Origin of the sequence: Arcicella aquatica (assembly GCF_034928825.1) — a bacterium.
Lineage (GTDB): Bacteria > Bacteroidota > Bacteroidia > Cytophagales > Spirosomataceae > Arcicella > Arcicella aquatica.
In genome coordinates, this window is the sequence record NZ_JAYFUL010000002.1 from 150270 (window position 1) to 165804 (window position 15535).

Consider the following 15535-nt stretch of genomic DNA (forward strand, 5'->3'; position numbering starts at 1 on the left):
GAATGTATTTTATTGACGTTCAATTAATTATCAATCAGATGAAAACTATTAAAATATCACTTTTTCAATCGAAATCTCAGTAGTATTACTGAAGCCCCATTGATAAGGACTATCTAATTGAATTGATTTAATCTTTGTATTTTTCAAACCACCCGTGTTAAAAAACTTCATGGCGTCTGAAAAACTCTTTACTTTAATATTGGCAATAACTCCTCCTTTTAATACCGATGGAATTACTCTAAACCTTTCTACAGTATTATCGTCATAAACAAAGTTTACAAACAAATAAGGCGGCTGAAAAGCTAATCTGGTAACTTGTCCGAACAAGGAATATTTCAGGTTGAATTTTACAAAAAGTAACTCAGCTGAATCAGGTAAATCAATCTTTTCAAAAGTGTTTATTACAGCTTTTTTAGTCAGATTATACTTAACATCTTTCTTATTCGGGTTTTGTTTTAACACCAGTAGACTGTCATAACCTACAGACTGTTTAACAGCAAGCGTATCAACAACTTTGTAATTGGCCAGCATCGTTAATTTAGTTCTGTCTTCATCCCAGAAAAAATACTGTTCTCTGTAAGGAAATTCCTGATATAATAAATAATCAGGAGCCGTAGCAGATTGGTACTTCTGAGCATTCAGACTATCTAAATAACCAGAATATGCCTGATAAGTTTGCACAATGGGTCTTGGGTTATACTTTAGTTTATTAACCATTATATAAGATATTTCCCAAGGCAAAATATCTACTGTTCCTTTGCTCAGATAATCATTCACTTCCTTCGGGAATGCTCTTTCCAGTGAATCTGCTTTGGTGTAAGTAACGATTTCGTCATCAAATGAATGAGTAAAAAATCGTACTGCCGAAGAGCTACTGATAAAAGTGCCGATACCTTCGAGTGTTGATTTTCTGTGTTGCCAATTTCCTAAATCTCTTTTAGCGGTTGGCAAAGCTGAAAACACATATTCCTTTAAATTGCTTTTTGACCAAGACCAATGAATGATGTTTCTAAACAAAAGACTACAGAGAATCAAAATGATTACTTTTACTTGTATCCTTTTGTTGTTTTCAACCAATAAGATTAACCCTATCATTACGGGGAAAAACAAGAAGAAACCATATAAATTGGTTGATGATAATGAAGCAAAACTTTGTTTATAACTCAAAAACAAAGACATTGCTATCAAACAAATCACATAGAAACGGTCTGCCATTAAGTCCTTATTATTCGCTTTGAATGGTAGATAATCCCAACAGATTGCTAGAAATAGAGATACTATCACCAATAATGCCAATAAAGCTAAAACAAGCCTAATTCCATTAATATCGTTCATCACAGCCTGAGCATCTATATATCCATCGACTAACTTAATACCTGAAGACAGGTACACCATTATATCTGTTTGTAATATATATGCCAGAATCAGCATCAGTACAATAGTAGTACTGGCCAATGCTATGACAAATTTTATTGTTAAATAACGCCTTAAACCAAAGAACAATAACGAACCGAACCATATTACTAGCATAGCTAGGCTTAAATTCAGTTTAATAAAAAAGGCAAGTATGGTGATGATGGTAACGACGCCCAAACTGTAGATTTTCTTATGTTGTAGAAAGACTAACAAAAATCCTATTTGAAGAATCAATAAGGAAAATGATAAGTCGCCTACAAAGCGATAAGGAAAAAAACAAAGCCCCGCAAAAAACAAAGCCATCGCTTTTGATACTGACTTTTTTACGATTTCAACGATTAATACAACAAAACCAACTTGTATTAACAAATGAACCAAAAATGCTACAAGCTGATAAATAAAGCCATCGGGCGTATATCCTGTATTCAAAAACCCTAGTGGGCCATAAGTAAAAAGGAAATCCTGTCCGAACTTAAATTTATCTTCAATCGCTACTTTTAATGCTATACACCAAGAGGGGTCGAGTCCTTTTGTATATTCATGTACCCCTTCAAATGATGGCAAAAGCAAAAAAATCATCCACATCCAAGCAATCCATACGAAGGTTTTTTTTGAATATTGACTCATAAATAAACGATTGACCTTTACATGATTATTTTTAATTGGCACACAATTGCTCGTGTGCCAATCTATCTATTACTCTAACGTAATCTCTAATGCTAAACCTCTTAATTCGTGAATCAATACGTTGAATGATTCTGGAATACCTGGCTTTGGCATGCTTTCACCTTTAACGATAGCTTCGTAGGCCTTAGCTCTACCAATCACGTCATCAGATTTCACCGTTAAGATTTCTTGCAAAATATTAGCAGCACCGAAGGCTTCTAATGCCCAAACCTCCATTTCACCAAAACGCTGACCACCAAATTGAGCTTTACCACCCAATGGTTGTTGTGTAATTAATGAGTATGGTCCGATTGAACGAGCATGCATTTTATCATCAACTAAGTGACCTAATTTCAACATGTAGATAATACCTACTGTTACTGGTTGGTCAAACATTTCGCCTGTTAAACCATTGTATAAGTAAGTACGTCCCCATGCTGGTAAGCCTGCTTCTGCTAATTCTTGTGCCACTTCAGCCTCAGTACCACCATCAAAGATTGGTGAAGCGTATTTACGGCCAAGTTTCTCCCCTGCCCATGCTAATACGGTTTCATAAATCTGACCGATGTTCATACGTGAAGGTACCCCAAGTGGGTTCAACACGATTTCAACTGGTGTTCCATCTTCCAAGAATGGCATATCTTCATCACGTACAATACGGGCAACTACCCCTTTGTTACCGTGACGACCCGCCATCTTATCACCTACTTTCAACTTACGTTTCTTAGCGATATATACTTTCGCCAATTTCACAATACCTGCTGGTAATTCATCTCCTACTTCTAAAACAAACTTCTCGCGTTTGTAGCGACCTACTACTTCGTTACGACGAACGTTATAGTTTTTCACCATTTGTAACAACAAGATGTTGATTTCAGATTCTTCAGTAGCATTTTCAAGAATTAAATCAGCTAATAAGTTAGCTTCTTCAGGTACGCTATATGAACTATCGTCACGGTATAAGTTTTTAGCTGGGAACAATGCTTCCTCGATCATACGACCAGTCAATTTCGTTCCTGCTTCAATAATTACCGTTCCGAATTTATGCTTGATACCACCAGAAATTTTACCTTCTAACAATTCAATCATCTTACCAATCATCATTGCACGGATGGCAGTCAAATCTTTAGATAATTGTTTTGAAAGTCCAGCGATTTCTTTCTTAGCTTTCTCGCGTTCGTCTTTATCTTTCTTAGGACGGCTGAAAAGTTTTGTATCAATTACAACTCCTTTCAATGATGGAGGTGCTTTTTTAGAAGCATCTTTCACATCACCTGCTTTATCACCGAAGATAGCACGTAGTAATTTTTCTTCTGGAGTAGGGTCAGATTCTCCTTTTGGTGTAATCTTACCAATCAAGATATCTCCTTCTTTTACTTCAGAACCTACACGAATCACACCGCTTTCATCCAAGTTTTTCACAGTTTCTTCTGCTACGTTCGGGATTTCCGCTGTTAATTCTTCCTCACCACGTTTTGTATCACGTACTTCCAATTCAAATTCTTCAATGTGAATAGAAGTAAAGATGTCATCACGAACAACTTTCTCAGAAATTACAATAGCATCCTCGAAGTTGTAACCTTGCCATGGCATGAAGGCCACTTTCATGTTACGACCAAGTGCTAATTCTCCTTGCTGAGTAGCGTATCCTTCACAAAGTGCTTGTCCTTTTGAAACGCGCTGTCCTTTACGAACGATTGGCTTTAAGTTGATAGTAGTATCTTGGTTGGTTCTACGGAATTTAATTAATTTATATTCCTTCGTATCTCCGTCAAAACTTACTAAATATTCTTCTGGTGACATATCGTATTTTACTACGATTTTGATACTATCTACGTATTCAATTACACCGTCAGCTTCAGCAACTACTAAAGTACGTGAATCTAAAGCAACGCTTGCTTCTAAACCAGTACCTACAATTGGATTTTCAGGACGTAACAATGGTACAGCCTGACGTTGCATGTTTGAACCCATCAAGGCACGGTTGGCATCATCATGTTCCAAGAAAGGAATCAAAGAAGCCGCTACCGATACAATCTGGTTTGGTGCAATATCCATTAATTGAGCCTCTTTAGGATCTACTAGTGGGAAGTCACCTTCAAAACGAGCTTTTACACGATTAGAAGTAAATACGCCATCTTCATCATAACGAGCATTCGCTTGTACGATGTTTTTGCCATCTTCTTCTTCAGCAGTAAAGAATGTAATCTCATCGATTTTCACTTTACCGTCTTCAATCGTACGATAAGGTGTTTCGATAAAGCCCATCGAGTTGATTTTAGCATGCACACAAAGTGATGAAATCAAACCGATGTTTGGTCCTTCTGGGGTTTCGATAGTACACAAACGACCGTAGTGCGTATAGTGAACGTCACGAACCTCAAAACCTGCACGTTCACGAGATAAACCTCCTGGCCCAAGTGCTGAAAGACGACGCTTGTGCGTAATCTCAGCCAATGGGTTGGTCTGATCCATAAATTGTGAAAGCTGGTTAGTACCGAAGAATGAGTTGATTACTGACGAAAGTGTACGAGCATTAATCAAATCAACTGGCTTGAAGTCTTCGTTATCACGAACGTTCATACGTTCTTTGATAGTACGAGCCATACGAGCCAAACCAACACCAAACTGTGCATATAATTGTTCACCTACTGTACGAACACGACGGTTAGACAAGTGGTCAATATCGTCAATTAGTGCTTTTGAGTTAATCAATCCGATTAGGTATTTCACGATAGAGATAATATCTGCTTTCGTTAATACTTTTGTTTCCATCGGAATATCATGACCCAATTTCTTGTTGATTCTATAACGACCTACTTCACCTAAATCATAACGTTTGTCAGAGAAGAACAAGTTTTGGATAATATCACGAGCTGTTTGCTCATCAGGTGCTTCTGTATTACGCAACTGACGGTAAATTTGCTCAACCGCTTCTTTTTCTGAGTTAGATGAATCTTTCTGTAAAGTGTTATAGATGATGTTATAATCATTCACGTTCATATCTTCTTTGTGAAGAATGATTGTGTCTAAATCAGCATCAATGATTGTATCGATATCGTCAGAAGTAATCGTAGAATCACGTTCTAATAATACTTCGTTACGGTCGATAGAAACTACTTCACCAGTATCCTCATCTACGAAATCTTCTTGCCAAGTTCTTAAAACCCTAGCAGCCAAACGGCGACCAACAGCTTTATTCAAGTTAGCACGATCAACTTTGATTTCTTCAGAAAGGCCGAATAAATCTAAAATGTCTTTATCAGAACCATAACCAATAGCACGCAAAAGCGTAGTTACTGGAAACTTCTTCTTACGGTCGATATAAGCATACATTACGTTGTTAACGTCTGTAGCAAATTCAATCCAAGAACCTTTGAATGGGATAATACGTGCTGAATATAATTTAGTACCATTTGTGTGACGACTCTGAGAGAAGAACACACCTGGCGAACGGTGTAATTGAGATACGATTACACGTTCAGCACCATTAATTACGAATGAACCACGTTCAGTCATGTAAGGGATATTCCCTAAGAACACTTCCTGTTCGATAGTTTCGAAATCTTCGTTGTCTGTATCATTACAGATAAGGCGCAACTTTGCTTTCAAAGGTACTGAATACGTCAGACCACGGTCGATACACTCATCAACAGAGTATTTCGGTGGATCTACTGAGTAATCAATAAAGTGAAGGACAAAGTTTTCACGAGAATCGGCAATTGGGAAGTTCTCAGCAAATACTTTGAAAAGACCTTCGTCAGTACGATTCTCCGCTGCGGTTTCCAACTGGAAGAAATCCTGAAACGACTTAACCTGAATATCCAAGAAATCTGGGTATTCGAGTAAGTTTTTGACTTTGGCAAAAGAAATTCTGCCCGTTTTTGTCATCTGTGTCAAGGCTGTTACTGTTTTGAAGTTTACAATCTGATATTTCTTAATCGGTAAAATAAGGTCAATAGAAAAGTCTTTGATGTTCAGCAATGGAACATCAAACTGGAAACTTTTGCATTGAAATACCTTTCAATTCCGAATAAAAACATATCTAAAAAATCTTTAAATCAATGACTTACAGCAAATTAGCGTAAGTAAAAAATGGAGCCTCGTAGAAGTGAGTAAATCATTTCCCTTGCATTCTTCCTACGAAAAAAGGATGTGTCTCGGAAATAACAACTTTTATTGAAACGCTAAGAGATTTCGTCGAGTTTCAACTAGCTTGCAAAAGTACAGATTTTAATTTGATTATCAAGGGATTAGACAAGAAAATTTGTGAATTTTTCTACTATTCCCAAAATATTTTTCTATCGCCTATAGATTTTTAAATTAAAGCAACAAAGAAAAATTTTAAAGCACTATGAACTCTGGCTTTGTTAAGTATTTTTGTGAAATGCTGTGAGCTTTAAGCCTTGAGCAATGAGCTTTTTTGTGTACTTGTATATTTATATCTTTCTATTAGCTGGCGACTTAAGTCACCAGCTAATAGAAAAGGTTGAGTTTTTATTTTAACTATCTCATCTTAAACTAAACAACTTTAAGTCAATCATCCATTCATCGATTATCAATCACTAAATCACACATTCACTAAATCACTCAATAATTCATCAACATGAAAAAAAACTTAATAACAGGGATTTTCCTCCTATTTTTATCTACAGAATCCTTGACTTTTGGGCAATCTGTCCCCAAACAAGCCCTTCAAGCGATTAGCCCTGATGCTATTAAAGCCACGATGACCTACCTCGCCGATGATTTATTAGAAGGCCGTCAACCCGGAACAAAAGGCTTTGCTTTAGCATCAAAATATATCGAAACAGAATTTATGGCTTTAGGGTTGAAGCCTGTCATCAATGGCAATTCATACATCCAAAAAGTACCCCTTAGAAAAGGTATTGTCAATGACAAAGCAAGTGGTTTGAGTTTGGTTATCAATGGGAAAGAAGAAACGTTAGATTATGGCAAGCACTTTATTGCTAGTCCAAACTTTATTAATGAAGCCTCTGAGATTGAAGCCCCTTTAGTTTTTGTTGGCTTTGGAGTACATGCACCCGAAATGAATTATGACGATTATCAAAACATTGATGTAAAAGGCAAAATCGTAGTGATACTCAATGGTGCTCCAGAAACTTTTCCCTCTAATGAAAGAGCCTATTTTACCAATAATACCGTTAAATCTAACGAAGCTATCAAGCGGGGTGCAGTTGGCGTAATTTCATTTAACCTTCCTACAGACAAAAGAACTACTTGGGATGCCACTGTCCGTCGTGCAAAACAAGGCTCTTTTAAATGGCTGGATGACAACAATATAGCCAAAGATGGTTTTCCTGAATTAAAAGGTGTAATCTTTTTTAACACCGAACATGCTGAAAAGCTATTTAGTAATACTGACAAAAAAACAGACGAGATTTACAGCAATGCCAAAGCAGGAAAAGTACAATCTTTCCCTTTAAATGTTAGTGCCAAAATCAAAGTAAAAACAGCTTATCAATTTGTACAAGGCTCAAATTTAGTAGGACTTATCGAAGGAAGCGACCCAAAACTCAAGGATGAATATGTAGTGTACGCCGCCCACTTAGACCATTTTGGCATTGGTGCTCCTGTGAAAAATGATTCTATTTATAATGGTGCGCACGACAATGCTTCAGGGGTTTCTATTCTTTTGGAGATTGCCCATGCATATCGTTCTTTGCCCAAAGCTCCTAAGCGTTCTATTATTATTACGGTGGTAACTGGAGAAGAATATGGTTTGTTGGGTTCTGATTATTTTGCCACGAATGCACCGATAAAAGATGGCAAAATTGTAGCGAACCTAGCCATTGATATGCCTTTTTTCTTCCATCCTGTGCTAGATATTGTTCCTTATGGAGCAAAACATTCAAGTCTTTCAAAGCAAGTAAAGCAAGCTACGGAAATACTTAAATTGAAAGTGAGTCCAGACCCTTTTCCTGAACAAGTGGTTTTTGTAAGAAGCGATCATTTTAGCTTTATCAAAAAGGGTATTCCTGCCTTATTTATCAAAAGTGGATTTATGACAGTACCAACGGATACAGTTGACAGAAGTAAATCGGATGTGGCATGGCGAACTACCACGTATCATACACCACAAGACGATATGAGTCAGCCTTTCGACTTCCAAGCTGCTGCTACTCATGTAAAACTAAACTTCTTGATTGGCTATTTTGTTGCCAACGATAGTGTTGCTCCTACTTGGAACAAAGGAGATTTTTTTGGTGGGAAGTTTGGAAAATAGCTTTAAGCAGTGAGCCATGAGCTTTGAGTTTTATTTAAGCATAGCTTTTCAGAATTATTTTGATTTTGGGAAGCTATAGTTGTTTTAGAAGCATTGTAACGTACAGGAATGTTTAGCTTTAAAAACACAGAAAATTCACTTAGATTTAGGGAATAAACGTGTTAATTGGCATCTGTAAAAAAGAAAAGAATGGAAGACTTAATTTCACCTAAATATCAAATGAAACTTATAAAAGAGGTAAGTGAAGCTATTTGGAAGGAATTTGGAGGTTATGTCCAAGTCAAATACTATATTAGTAAATGGCATGAAACTAACTCCGAGGCTCGTGGTTATAGTAATTATTGGGAAAATTTTAGGATTGTAGAAAATGGAGGTGAAAAGATAGACTTACTGGCTACTCTTCATTCAATGGATGGAACAACCTTATTGAAAATTGCTATTGATTTAGGAGTTGACACACCAGATTTTATTCCATCAATTCCGACTTTTAGAAATGAAATTAAGTCCGAGTACAAAACTGCTTATGATACATTTCAAAAAGCTTACAAGCAAATTGAAACAGACCCAAGCATTGCAATTGGACTTGCAAACTCTGCTCTTGAAAGCATTATCAAAGAAATTTTAAAAGATGAAAGAATTGCAAGTAAAACAACAGGAGGAGAAACTTTATACAAGTTATCTTCAATTATTCTCAAAGAGTTTAATTTGACTGACAGTGAAAATCCCAAAGAAATAAAAACTATTGGAAATTCTCTTTTAGCAATTAACCAAGCAATAGAAAAATTAAGAAGTGAGAAAACAAACTTTCACGGTAAAACAACTGAGGATTATTTAATACAAGACTCAATATTTGCATACTTCGTGATAAATTCTGTTGCTACAGTTGGACTTTTTCTAAACTCATATTATAAAACTAAATATCCTAAACAACAAACAGAACAATTAGAAGAGTTATCTGATGATTTACCATTTTAAGATACGGATGATAGCTACACTCATGGCATGACTGACATTTTATTGTTTATTCTGAAAACAACTTGGTAGTCATGCCATGAGTATTGTAAATCTTATCTCTCAACATTATCAAAATACTCTCACACTTCGCGAAGTATTATTATTTGTTGTTTCATATCTAAAGACATAAAACAACAGGCAAAAGCTTATAGCTCACTGCTCGAAACTCACAGCTTAACACTATCAAAATACTCTTTCTTCACAATCTTCGCTGTTTTATGATTGCCTGAATGATGCCAACCTGGAGGCATAAAAATATATAAAACCTTAGCTTTTAGGCTTGGGGCTTGATAAACATCTTTCAGCAATAAAGTGATTTCTCCAAAATAGGCATCTAAAAAATCACCTGATTTCATTGGTCTGCTAATACCATATTCTATTTCTTCCTCTTGCTTTTCATCTTGTAACGTGCCAAAAGCTTTATCCCAAATATTCAATAGATTACAAAAATTAGTATCCATATATATAGGATTTTTGGCATGGTGTACTCTGTGATGTGAAGGCGTAAGGATGATTTTATTCAAAAAACCCAAACGACCATCATGCATAATATTCTCTCCGACATGGATAAAAGCACCCCATGTACCATCAATAAACATGATGAGAAACAGCAAGGGAGGATTTACACCCAATAAAATACAGATAGTTGTCCTAATAATATCTGCATAAGGACCTTCTAGGAAAAAATGAGTATAAGTCACTGACAAATTCATGTATTCGGGTGCGTGATGCGTAGAATGCAGACACCAGAAAAGGCGTACTTTATGTCCTAGAAAATGATAGATAAAATGAGCAAACTCCCACACTATATAGCCATAAATAAACCAATACCAAGTAAATTCAGATTTAAAAACAGCATAAGGCTCAAACAAAGCAATACACAACCCAACCATGCCAATCGAGATAAATCGAGAGATAAACCGATTGAAAACATAGGTAAAGAAGGAGATTTTGTATTGTGTAAAAGTAAGCCTACGATAGAATAAAGCACGAATAATTTCAATAAATAACAATACGGGAATCAAAGGTCCTAAAGCTTTGCCAATACCATCTTGCGTAAGTAATGCTTGATAATTACCTGATTTAATGATTTCGATAAGCCCATTGAAACTAAAAAAGCCAACAATTTCTTGATAAAGTGTTTCTAAAAATTCCATAGATAAGTTAATGAGTGAATTGTGAATGAATGATTTAGTGATTATTTGTTGATAAGCTATCGTCTACTCATGCTATGAGTATTTTTAGTTTTTGTCTCATCAATAAAAGCGAAAATATAAATACCATTAATAAATACTCTACTGATTTGTAGGGATTTGTTTATTGAGTGAATGAGTGAGTGAAGATTTAGTGATTTTAAATTGAATAAAGTAACACTATTCTAAAATCCGAAATCTGATTGCCGAAATCCGACAGCTAAAACATCACAGCTTATTAACAATTAAATAAAACAGATAAGGATAGCGTTTTGAGGAAGAAAATGGAATTTTGTGTATTCATAACCTTGAATTCATTAAAAAAGAGACGAATAATAAACACAATGAAAAGCCTTCAAATCCTTTTTACTTTCCTAATTCTTTCTTCCCCTGTTTTTGCACAGAAAACTGCTAAAAAAGTAGTTTTTATGATTGTAGATGGCATTCCTGCCGATGCGATTGAGAAAACAGATATGCCTAATCTAAAAAAAATCAGTAGTCTTGGTGCTTATAAAAGAGCCTATGTGGGTGGTGAAAAGGGGCAATATTCGCAAACGCCTACGATTTCGGCAGTGGGTTATAATAGCTTATTAACAAGTACTTGGGTAAATAAACATAATGTCTGGGGTAACGATATAAAAAAGCCTAATTATCATTATTGGAATATTTTTAGATTGTTGAAAAGCCAATATCCAGCCAAAAAAATAGGCATTTTCTCTACTTGGTTAGATAATAGAACAAAGCTTATTGGCGAATCTTTAGCCAGTGCGGGCAATATCAAAATGGATTTTGTGGCAGATGGTTATGAATTAGACACCCTTACTTATCCACACGATAAACAAAGTGAATACATTCATAAAATTGACGAAAAAGTAAGCGATGAGGCCGCTAAAACCATTAAGGAAAATGCCCCAGACCTTTCGTGGGTATATTTAGAGTATTCAGACGATATGGGACATAAATATGGTGACAGCGAGCAATTCACTAAAGCTTTGGGCTACGTAGATAACCAAATCGGGAAAGTATGGGAAGCTATTGAATATAGAAAGAAGAACTTTAAAGAAGATTGGCTAATCGTGATTACTACTGACCACGGAAGAGATGCCAAAACAGGTAAAAATCATGGAGGGCAATCAGACAGAGAACGTACTACATGGATAGCAACGAATGCACCAAAACTGAACAATTATTTTCAGGAGAATCAGCCAGCTATTGTGGATATTCTCCCTACGATTGCTCGTTTCATGGGTTTAGAAATTCCGAAAGAAAATCTAGTTGAAATGGATGGTGTAGCATTAATCAATCCAGTTTCAGTGGCCAATCCAAATGCTGTTTTAGCGAATGATAGTTTACAAATTAGCTGGAAAGCTTTGGAGAAAAAAGGCGAAGTAAAAATCTGGCTGAGTACAAGTAATCATTTTGAAGAGGGCGGAAAAGATATTTATGAATTAATTGATACTGTACCAACAGCAAAAGAATCTTTGAAAATTGATGTCAGTACAAAAAAATCGTCCATCTACAAAATATTGATAGAAGGACGATATAATACTGTAAATCGCTGGGTATTGGTGAAGTAAGTTTCTTACTTCACCAACTGTTTTAAAACTCCAAGTTTTCCAGTATTTCTAGTAAAAATCATGTTTTTTGATTGATTGGCTGATTTAACCACCATCATATCTCTGACATCACCATTAATACTCAAGCCCGTAGTTTGATAAGGGACTGAGGTGAATTTCCCATGACCATTGCCTAACAAAACAGAACCTATTGAGGCATCATTCCTTCCTAATTGAACACGCCAAGGATAAAAATTACCAGCTACTATAATGTCTTTATTTCCATCATGATTAAAATCATCTATCATGATACTTGTCACCAAAGAAGCTTGAGCTGCTAAAGGTAAGGTTCTCGCCACAAATTTTCCGTTACCTGTATTTTCAAAATAGGTTGTGCTGAGGGTATTAATCTTTAATGTTTTAGCATCTTTGAGTTGCTCGGGTGATAATAATTTCTCTAACGTTGCATCCGCATATTCTTGATACTTCAAGAATTTCTTACGAACCGAAGGCATTTGATTAGCCAACTCATCAAGCGAAGCCAAAGGATAACTTTTTCCTTGAATATAATAGCAAATCAGTGGTTCAATGGTACCATTCTGGTCAAAATCACCATAACAGAGGCTCAATGGTTCTTTTTCAGAGGCTTTGAATTGGGTATTTTGCCCTAAATTCCCTGCTATCATATCCAAATCGCCATCGTTATCCATGTCTTCTATTATTAGCTTTGTCCAAAAACCATCAGTATTCTCTAATCCATACTTGGATGTAGCATTCACCAACTGTCCTTTATGATTTTCATAGATAGTAATGGGCATAAATTCTCCTGCAATAATTAAATCTAACCACCCATCATGGTTAATGTCTGTCCACGAAGCAGTATTCACAATGCCGGGTTGCCTTAATGTTTGCTCTTTTTGTTCAGATGCATACTGAAATTTAATATTTCCATTTTTGCTCTCATTCCTCAGCAAATAACAATAGTCAGCTTCTGGAAAACTATTTGGCATAGAGCGTCCTCCTACAAAAACATCAATATCACCATCTTTATCATAATCTGCTACTGCTACACAACTTCCATTACTTGTCAAATCTGGCAATGCTTTTTCAGTTTTAGTAAAAATGCCTTTGCCATTGTTGATATACAATTGGTCTTGATACACTTCATGATGTGCATCGAATTCTGTTCCTCCTCTTGCAATAAATAAATCTAGGTCTCCATCCTTATCAGCATCCAAAAAGCTCATCCCCATATCTTTGGACAATGTTTCTTTATCCCAAGGTTGAGCAGCACTTCGCTGAAAGCCTCCACTAGCATTTTGCAGGTATAACTCCCCTGAATGCACTTGGTTTCCTCCTACAAAAACATCTTCTAACCCATCTCCATTTACATCTCCTTTAGCCATAAATGGTCCTTGCTTAGAAATCTGATAAGGTAAGAGTGATTGATGCTTGAAATCGACATAAGGCGTTTCTTGATGCGTATATGAAAAACCTGCGGAGGTTGAATTATCCGCAAACCAAAAGGTAGGTTTCAGAGTTTTTTCGCCATGAATCCTAGCCGTATTGCTATGAATAGTGATAGCTGTATCAGCCTTAATATTATTCAGTTGCGTTTTTTTCCCATTAGTCCAATATATTTCTAATGATTTTATGGTTGTATCCTTTCCTAATCCAAAATGTAATGATGGCTCAACACTGCTCTGAAAGCCGTGTGAAGGATACATTTCCTGCATTTGGGTTGAATGCGCTGTTTTCAGTATCACTTTTGCACCTAATCCAAAATGATTCCCTCCGCTATCCCTCAAATGCAGTTTAATATAATGATTAGTTGAAACTTGTCTGCTACGATTCTCATAAACCATAGCGGGCGAATTGCTGTTGCTGACAACCAAATCTAAGTCTCCATCGTTGTCTAAATCTGCATAAGCTGCACCTGTACTGATAGAAGGTTCATTCAAACCCCATTTTTCTGTTATATTTTGAAAGACCAAGCCTTCTTTACTATTTCTATTATTTCTATTCAAAAAGCAATAATTACTAATTTTGGTACTTGACATCTTTTTAATCAACTCCCAAGTATTAATTTTTTGCCCCAGTGCTTTGGCTTTATTTACTTCTTCCTGATACGTATATTTCAAGAAATCCATGCTAGTGAAATCTCGTAAATAGCCATTGGTAATGTATAAATCTTTGTTACCATCATTATCTAAATCACACACTAGCGGACTCCAACTCCAATCGGTATTAGACATTCCTGCTAGTTGCCCTATTTCACTAAATTGTGGAATACCTTCCCTATTGTTGCCAACATTCATCTGCAACATATTGCGCATATTCTGATGGTGAAAACCACTATCTACTAATAATTGATAGGTATCGTATTCATCTGGTCCTTTTAATAGTTTCTGCCTACGATTATCCTCTGGAAGCATATCTAATGTCACAATATCAGCATTTTGGTCATTGTTGAAATCAACAATATCCGACCCCATCGAAAACTTAGAAATATGCCCAATACTTTTCTTCAATATCTCAGAGAAATGTCCGTTTTTAAGGTTTAGGTATAAAAAATCTTGCTCGTTATAATCGTTGGTTACGTACAAATCCGCCCAACCATCATTGTTTACATCGCCAATGGCAACACTCAACCCAAAGTTCAAACCACTTCCATTAATCCCTGCTTCGTCGCTTATATCTGTAAAATATCCTTTGTCGTTTCTGTATAACCTATTGCCAAATTTAGGATGTCTCGTTTTTCGTAGCTTTTCAGTATTAAAAAATGCATTATAAAACATATCTGCATGATTGACCATAAACATATCAAGGTCGCCATCATGGTCCATATCAAAAAAAGCCACCTGTGTGGTAAATGTACCAACGGCATCTAAGCCATACTTTGCCGCACTTTCCACAAAAGTGGGAACACCAATTTTGCTTCCAGTATTGATATACAGTTCATTTCTTCGGTCTTCGTCAGTACCCGACCCTGAGTAACAAACATAAATATCAAGCTTTCCATCGGCATTGATATCCACCATTGTCACTCCTGTTTTCCATTTCTTTCTACCAGCCACCCCTGCAATATCTGTCACGTCTTCAAACTGAAAAGCTGCTTTATCTGATTTCCCTTTGTTGAGATATAGTTTATTCGAAACCATATTTCCTGAAAAATAAACATCAGGTAGTCCATCATTATTTACATCGCCGATAGCAACCCCGCTACCATTGTATAAATATTGATATTCTAATACATTTAATTGTTCATTTTCTTGAATTTCATTCACAAACGTTATTCCCGAATCTTCGGGTTTTACCAGATGAAACAAAGGTTCGTCTGAGGACTGCTTACAAGCATATAAAACAAAAGGTACTAACAAAAGAAGAAGTCGCTGTATCATTGTAAAAAAGCCAGAATATTGAAAGAGGTTATCAAGAATTAA

The 15535-nt window shown here is 36.0% G+C and carries 7 protein-coding genes; 3 read left to right on the top strand and 4 right to left on the bottom strand.

What is annotated here, in order from left to right:
- Positions 1-48: 48 nt before the first annotated feature.
- On the bottom strand, positions 49-2043 hold the full coding sequence (locus tag VB264_RS02665; RefSeq protein ID WP_323246517.1) for a hypothetical protein: 1995 nt from the start codon (positions 2041-2043) through the stop codon (positions 49-51).
- A 69-nt stretch (positions 2044-2112) separates the two neighbouring features.
- Positions 2113-5973, bottom strand: a complete 3861-nt coding sequence (rpoB, locus tag VB264_RS02670) for a DNA-directed RNA polymerase subunit beta (RefSeq protein ID WP_309921116.1) — start codon at positions 5971-5973, stop codon at positions 2113-2115.
- Between the two features lie 715 nt (positions 5974-6688).
- Between rpoB and VB264_RS02675 the strand changes: the two genes are divergently transcribed.
- Both VB264_RS02675 and VB264_RS02680 read left to right on the top strand, forming a co-directional pair.
- Positions 6689-8329 carry a M28 family metallopeptidase gene (locus tag VB264_RS02675; protein ID WP_323246519.1) on the top strand — a complete coding sequence of 547 codons (1641 nt, stop codon included), beginning with the start codon at positions 6689-6691 and terminating at the stop codon, positions 8327-8329.
- Positions 8330-8518: 189 nt separating this feature from the next.
- Positions 8519-9304 (top strand): abortive infection family protein, encoded by a 786-nt coding sequence (locus VB264_RS02680; RefSeq protein ID WP_323246522.1) that lies wholly within the window; start codon positions 8519-8521, stop codon positions 9302-9304.
- A 206-nt stretch (positions 9305-9510) separates the two neighbouring features.
- Here the strand turns inward: VB264_RS02680 and VB264_RS02685 are convergent, their stop codons facing one another.
- Positions 9511-10500 carry a sterol desaturase family protein gene (locus VB264_RS02685; protein WP_323246524.1) on the bottom strand — a complete coding sequence of 330 codons (990 nt, stop codon included), beginning with the start codon at positions 10498-10500 and terminating at the stop codon, positions 9511-9513.
- 380 nt (positions 10501-10880) lie between these two features.
- Here VB264_RS02685 and VB264_RS02690 point away from each other — a divergent pair, with 380 nt between their 5' ends.
- Positions 10881-12113 (top strand): alkaline phosphatase family protein, encoded by a 1233-nt coding sequence (locus VB264_RS02690; protein WP_323246526.1) that lies wholly within the window; start codon positions 10881-10883, stop codon positions 12111-12113.
- 5 nt (positions 12114-12118) lie between these two features.
- On the opposite strand, the gene VB264_RS02695 is transcribed toward VB264_RS02690, so the two are convergent.
- On the bottom strand, positions 12119-15493 hold the full coding sequence (locus VB264_RS02695) for a VCBS repeat-containing protein (protein ID WP_323246528.1): 3375 nt from the start codon (positions 15491-15493) through the stop codon (positions 12119-12121).
- Positions 15494-15535: the final 42 nt, after the last annotated feature.

Bases quoted from the DNA above. Each gene is read 5' to 3' on its own strand.
- VB264_RS02680 (WP_323246522.1), top strand. From the start codon at position 8,519: ATGGAAGACTTAATTTCACCTAAATATCAAATGAAACTTATAAAAGAG.
- VB264_RS02675 (WP_323246519.1), top strand. From the start codon at position 6,689: ATGAAAAAAAACTTAATAACAGGGATTTTCCTCCTATTTTTATCTACA.
- rpoB (WP_309921116.1), bottom strand. From the start codon at position 5,973: ATGACAAAAACGGGCAGAATTTCTTTTGCCAAAGTCAAAAACTTACTC.
- VB264_RS02695 (WP_323246528.1), bottom strand. From the start codon at position 15,493: ATGATACAGCGACTTCTTCTTTTGTTAGTACCTTTTGTTTTATATGCT.
- VB264_RS02685 (WP_323246524.1), bottom strand. From the start codon at position 10,500: ATGGAATTTTTAGAAACACTTTATCAAGAAATTGTTGGCTTTTTTAGT.
- VB264_RS02665 (WP_323246517.1), bottom strand. From the start codon at position 2,043: ATGAGTCAATATTCAAAAAAAACCTTCGTATGGATTGCTTGGATGTGG.
- VB264_RS02690 (WP_323246526.1), top strand. From the start codon at position 10,881: ATGAAAAGCCTTCAAATCCTTTTTACTTTCCTAATTCTTTCTTCCCCT.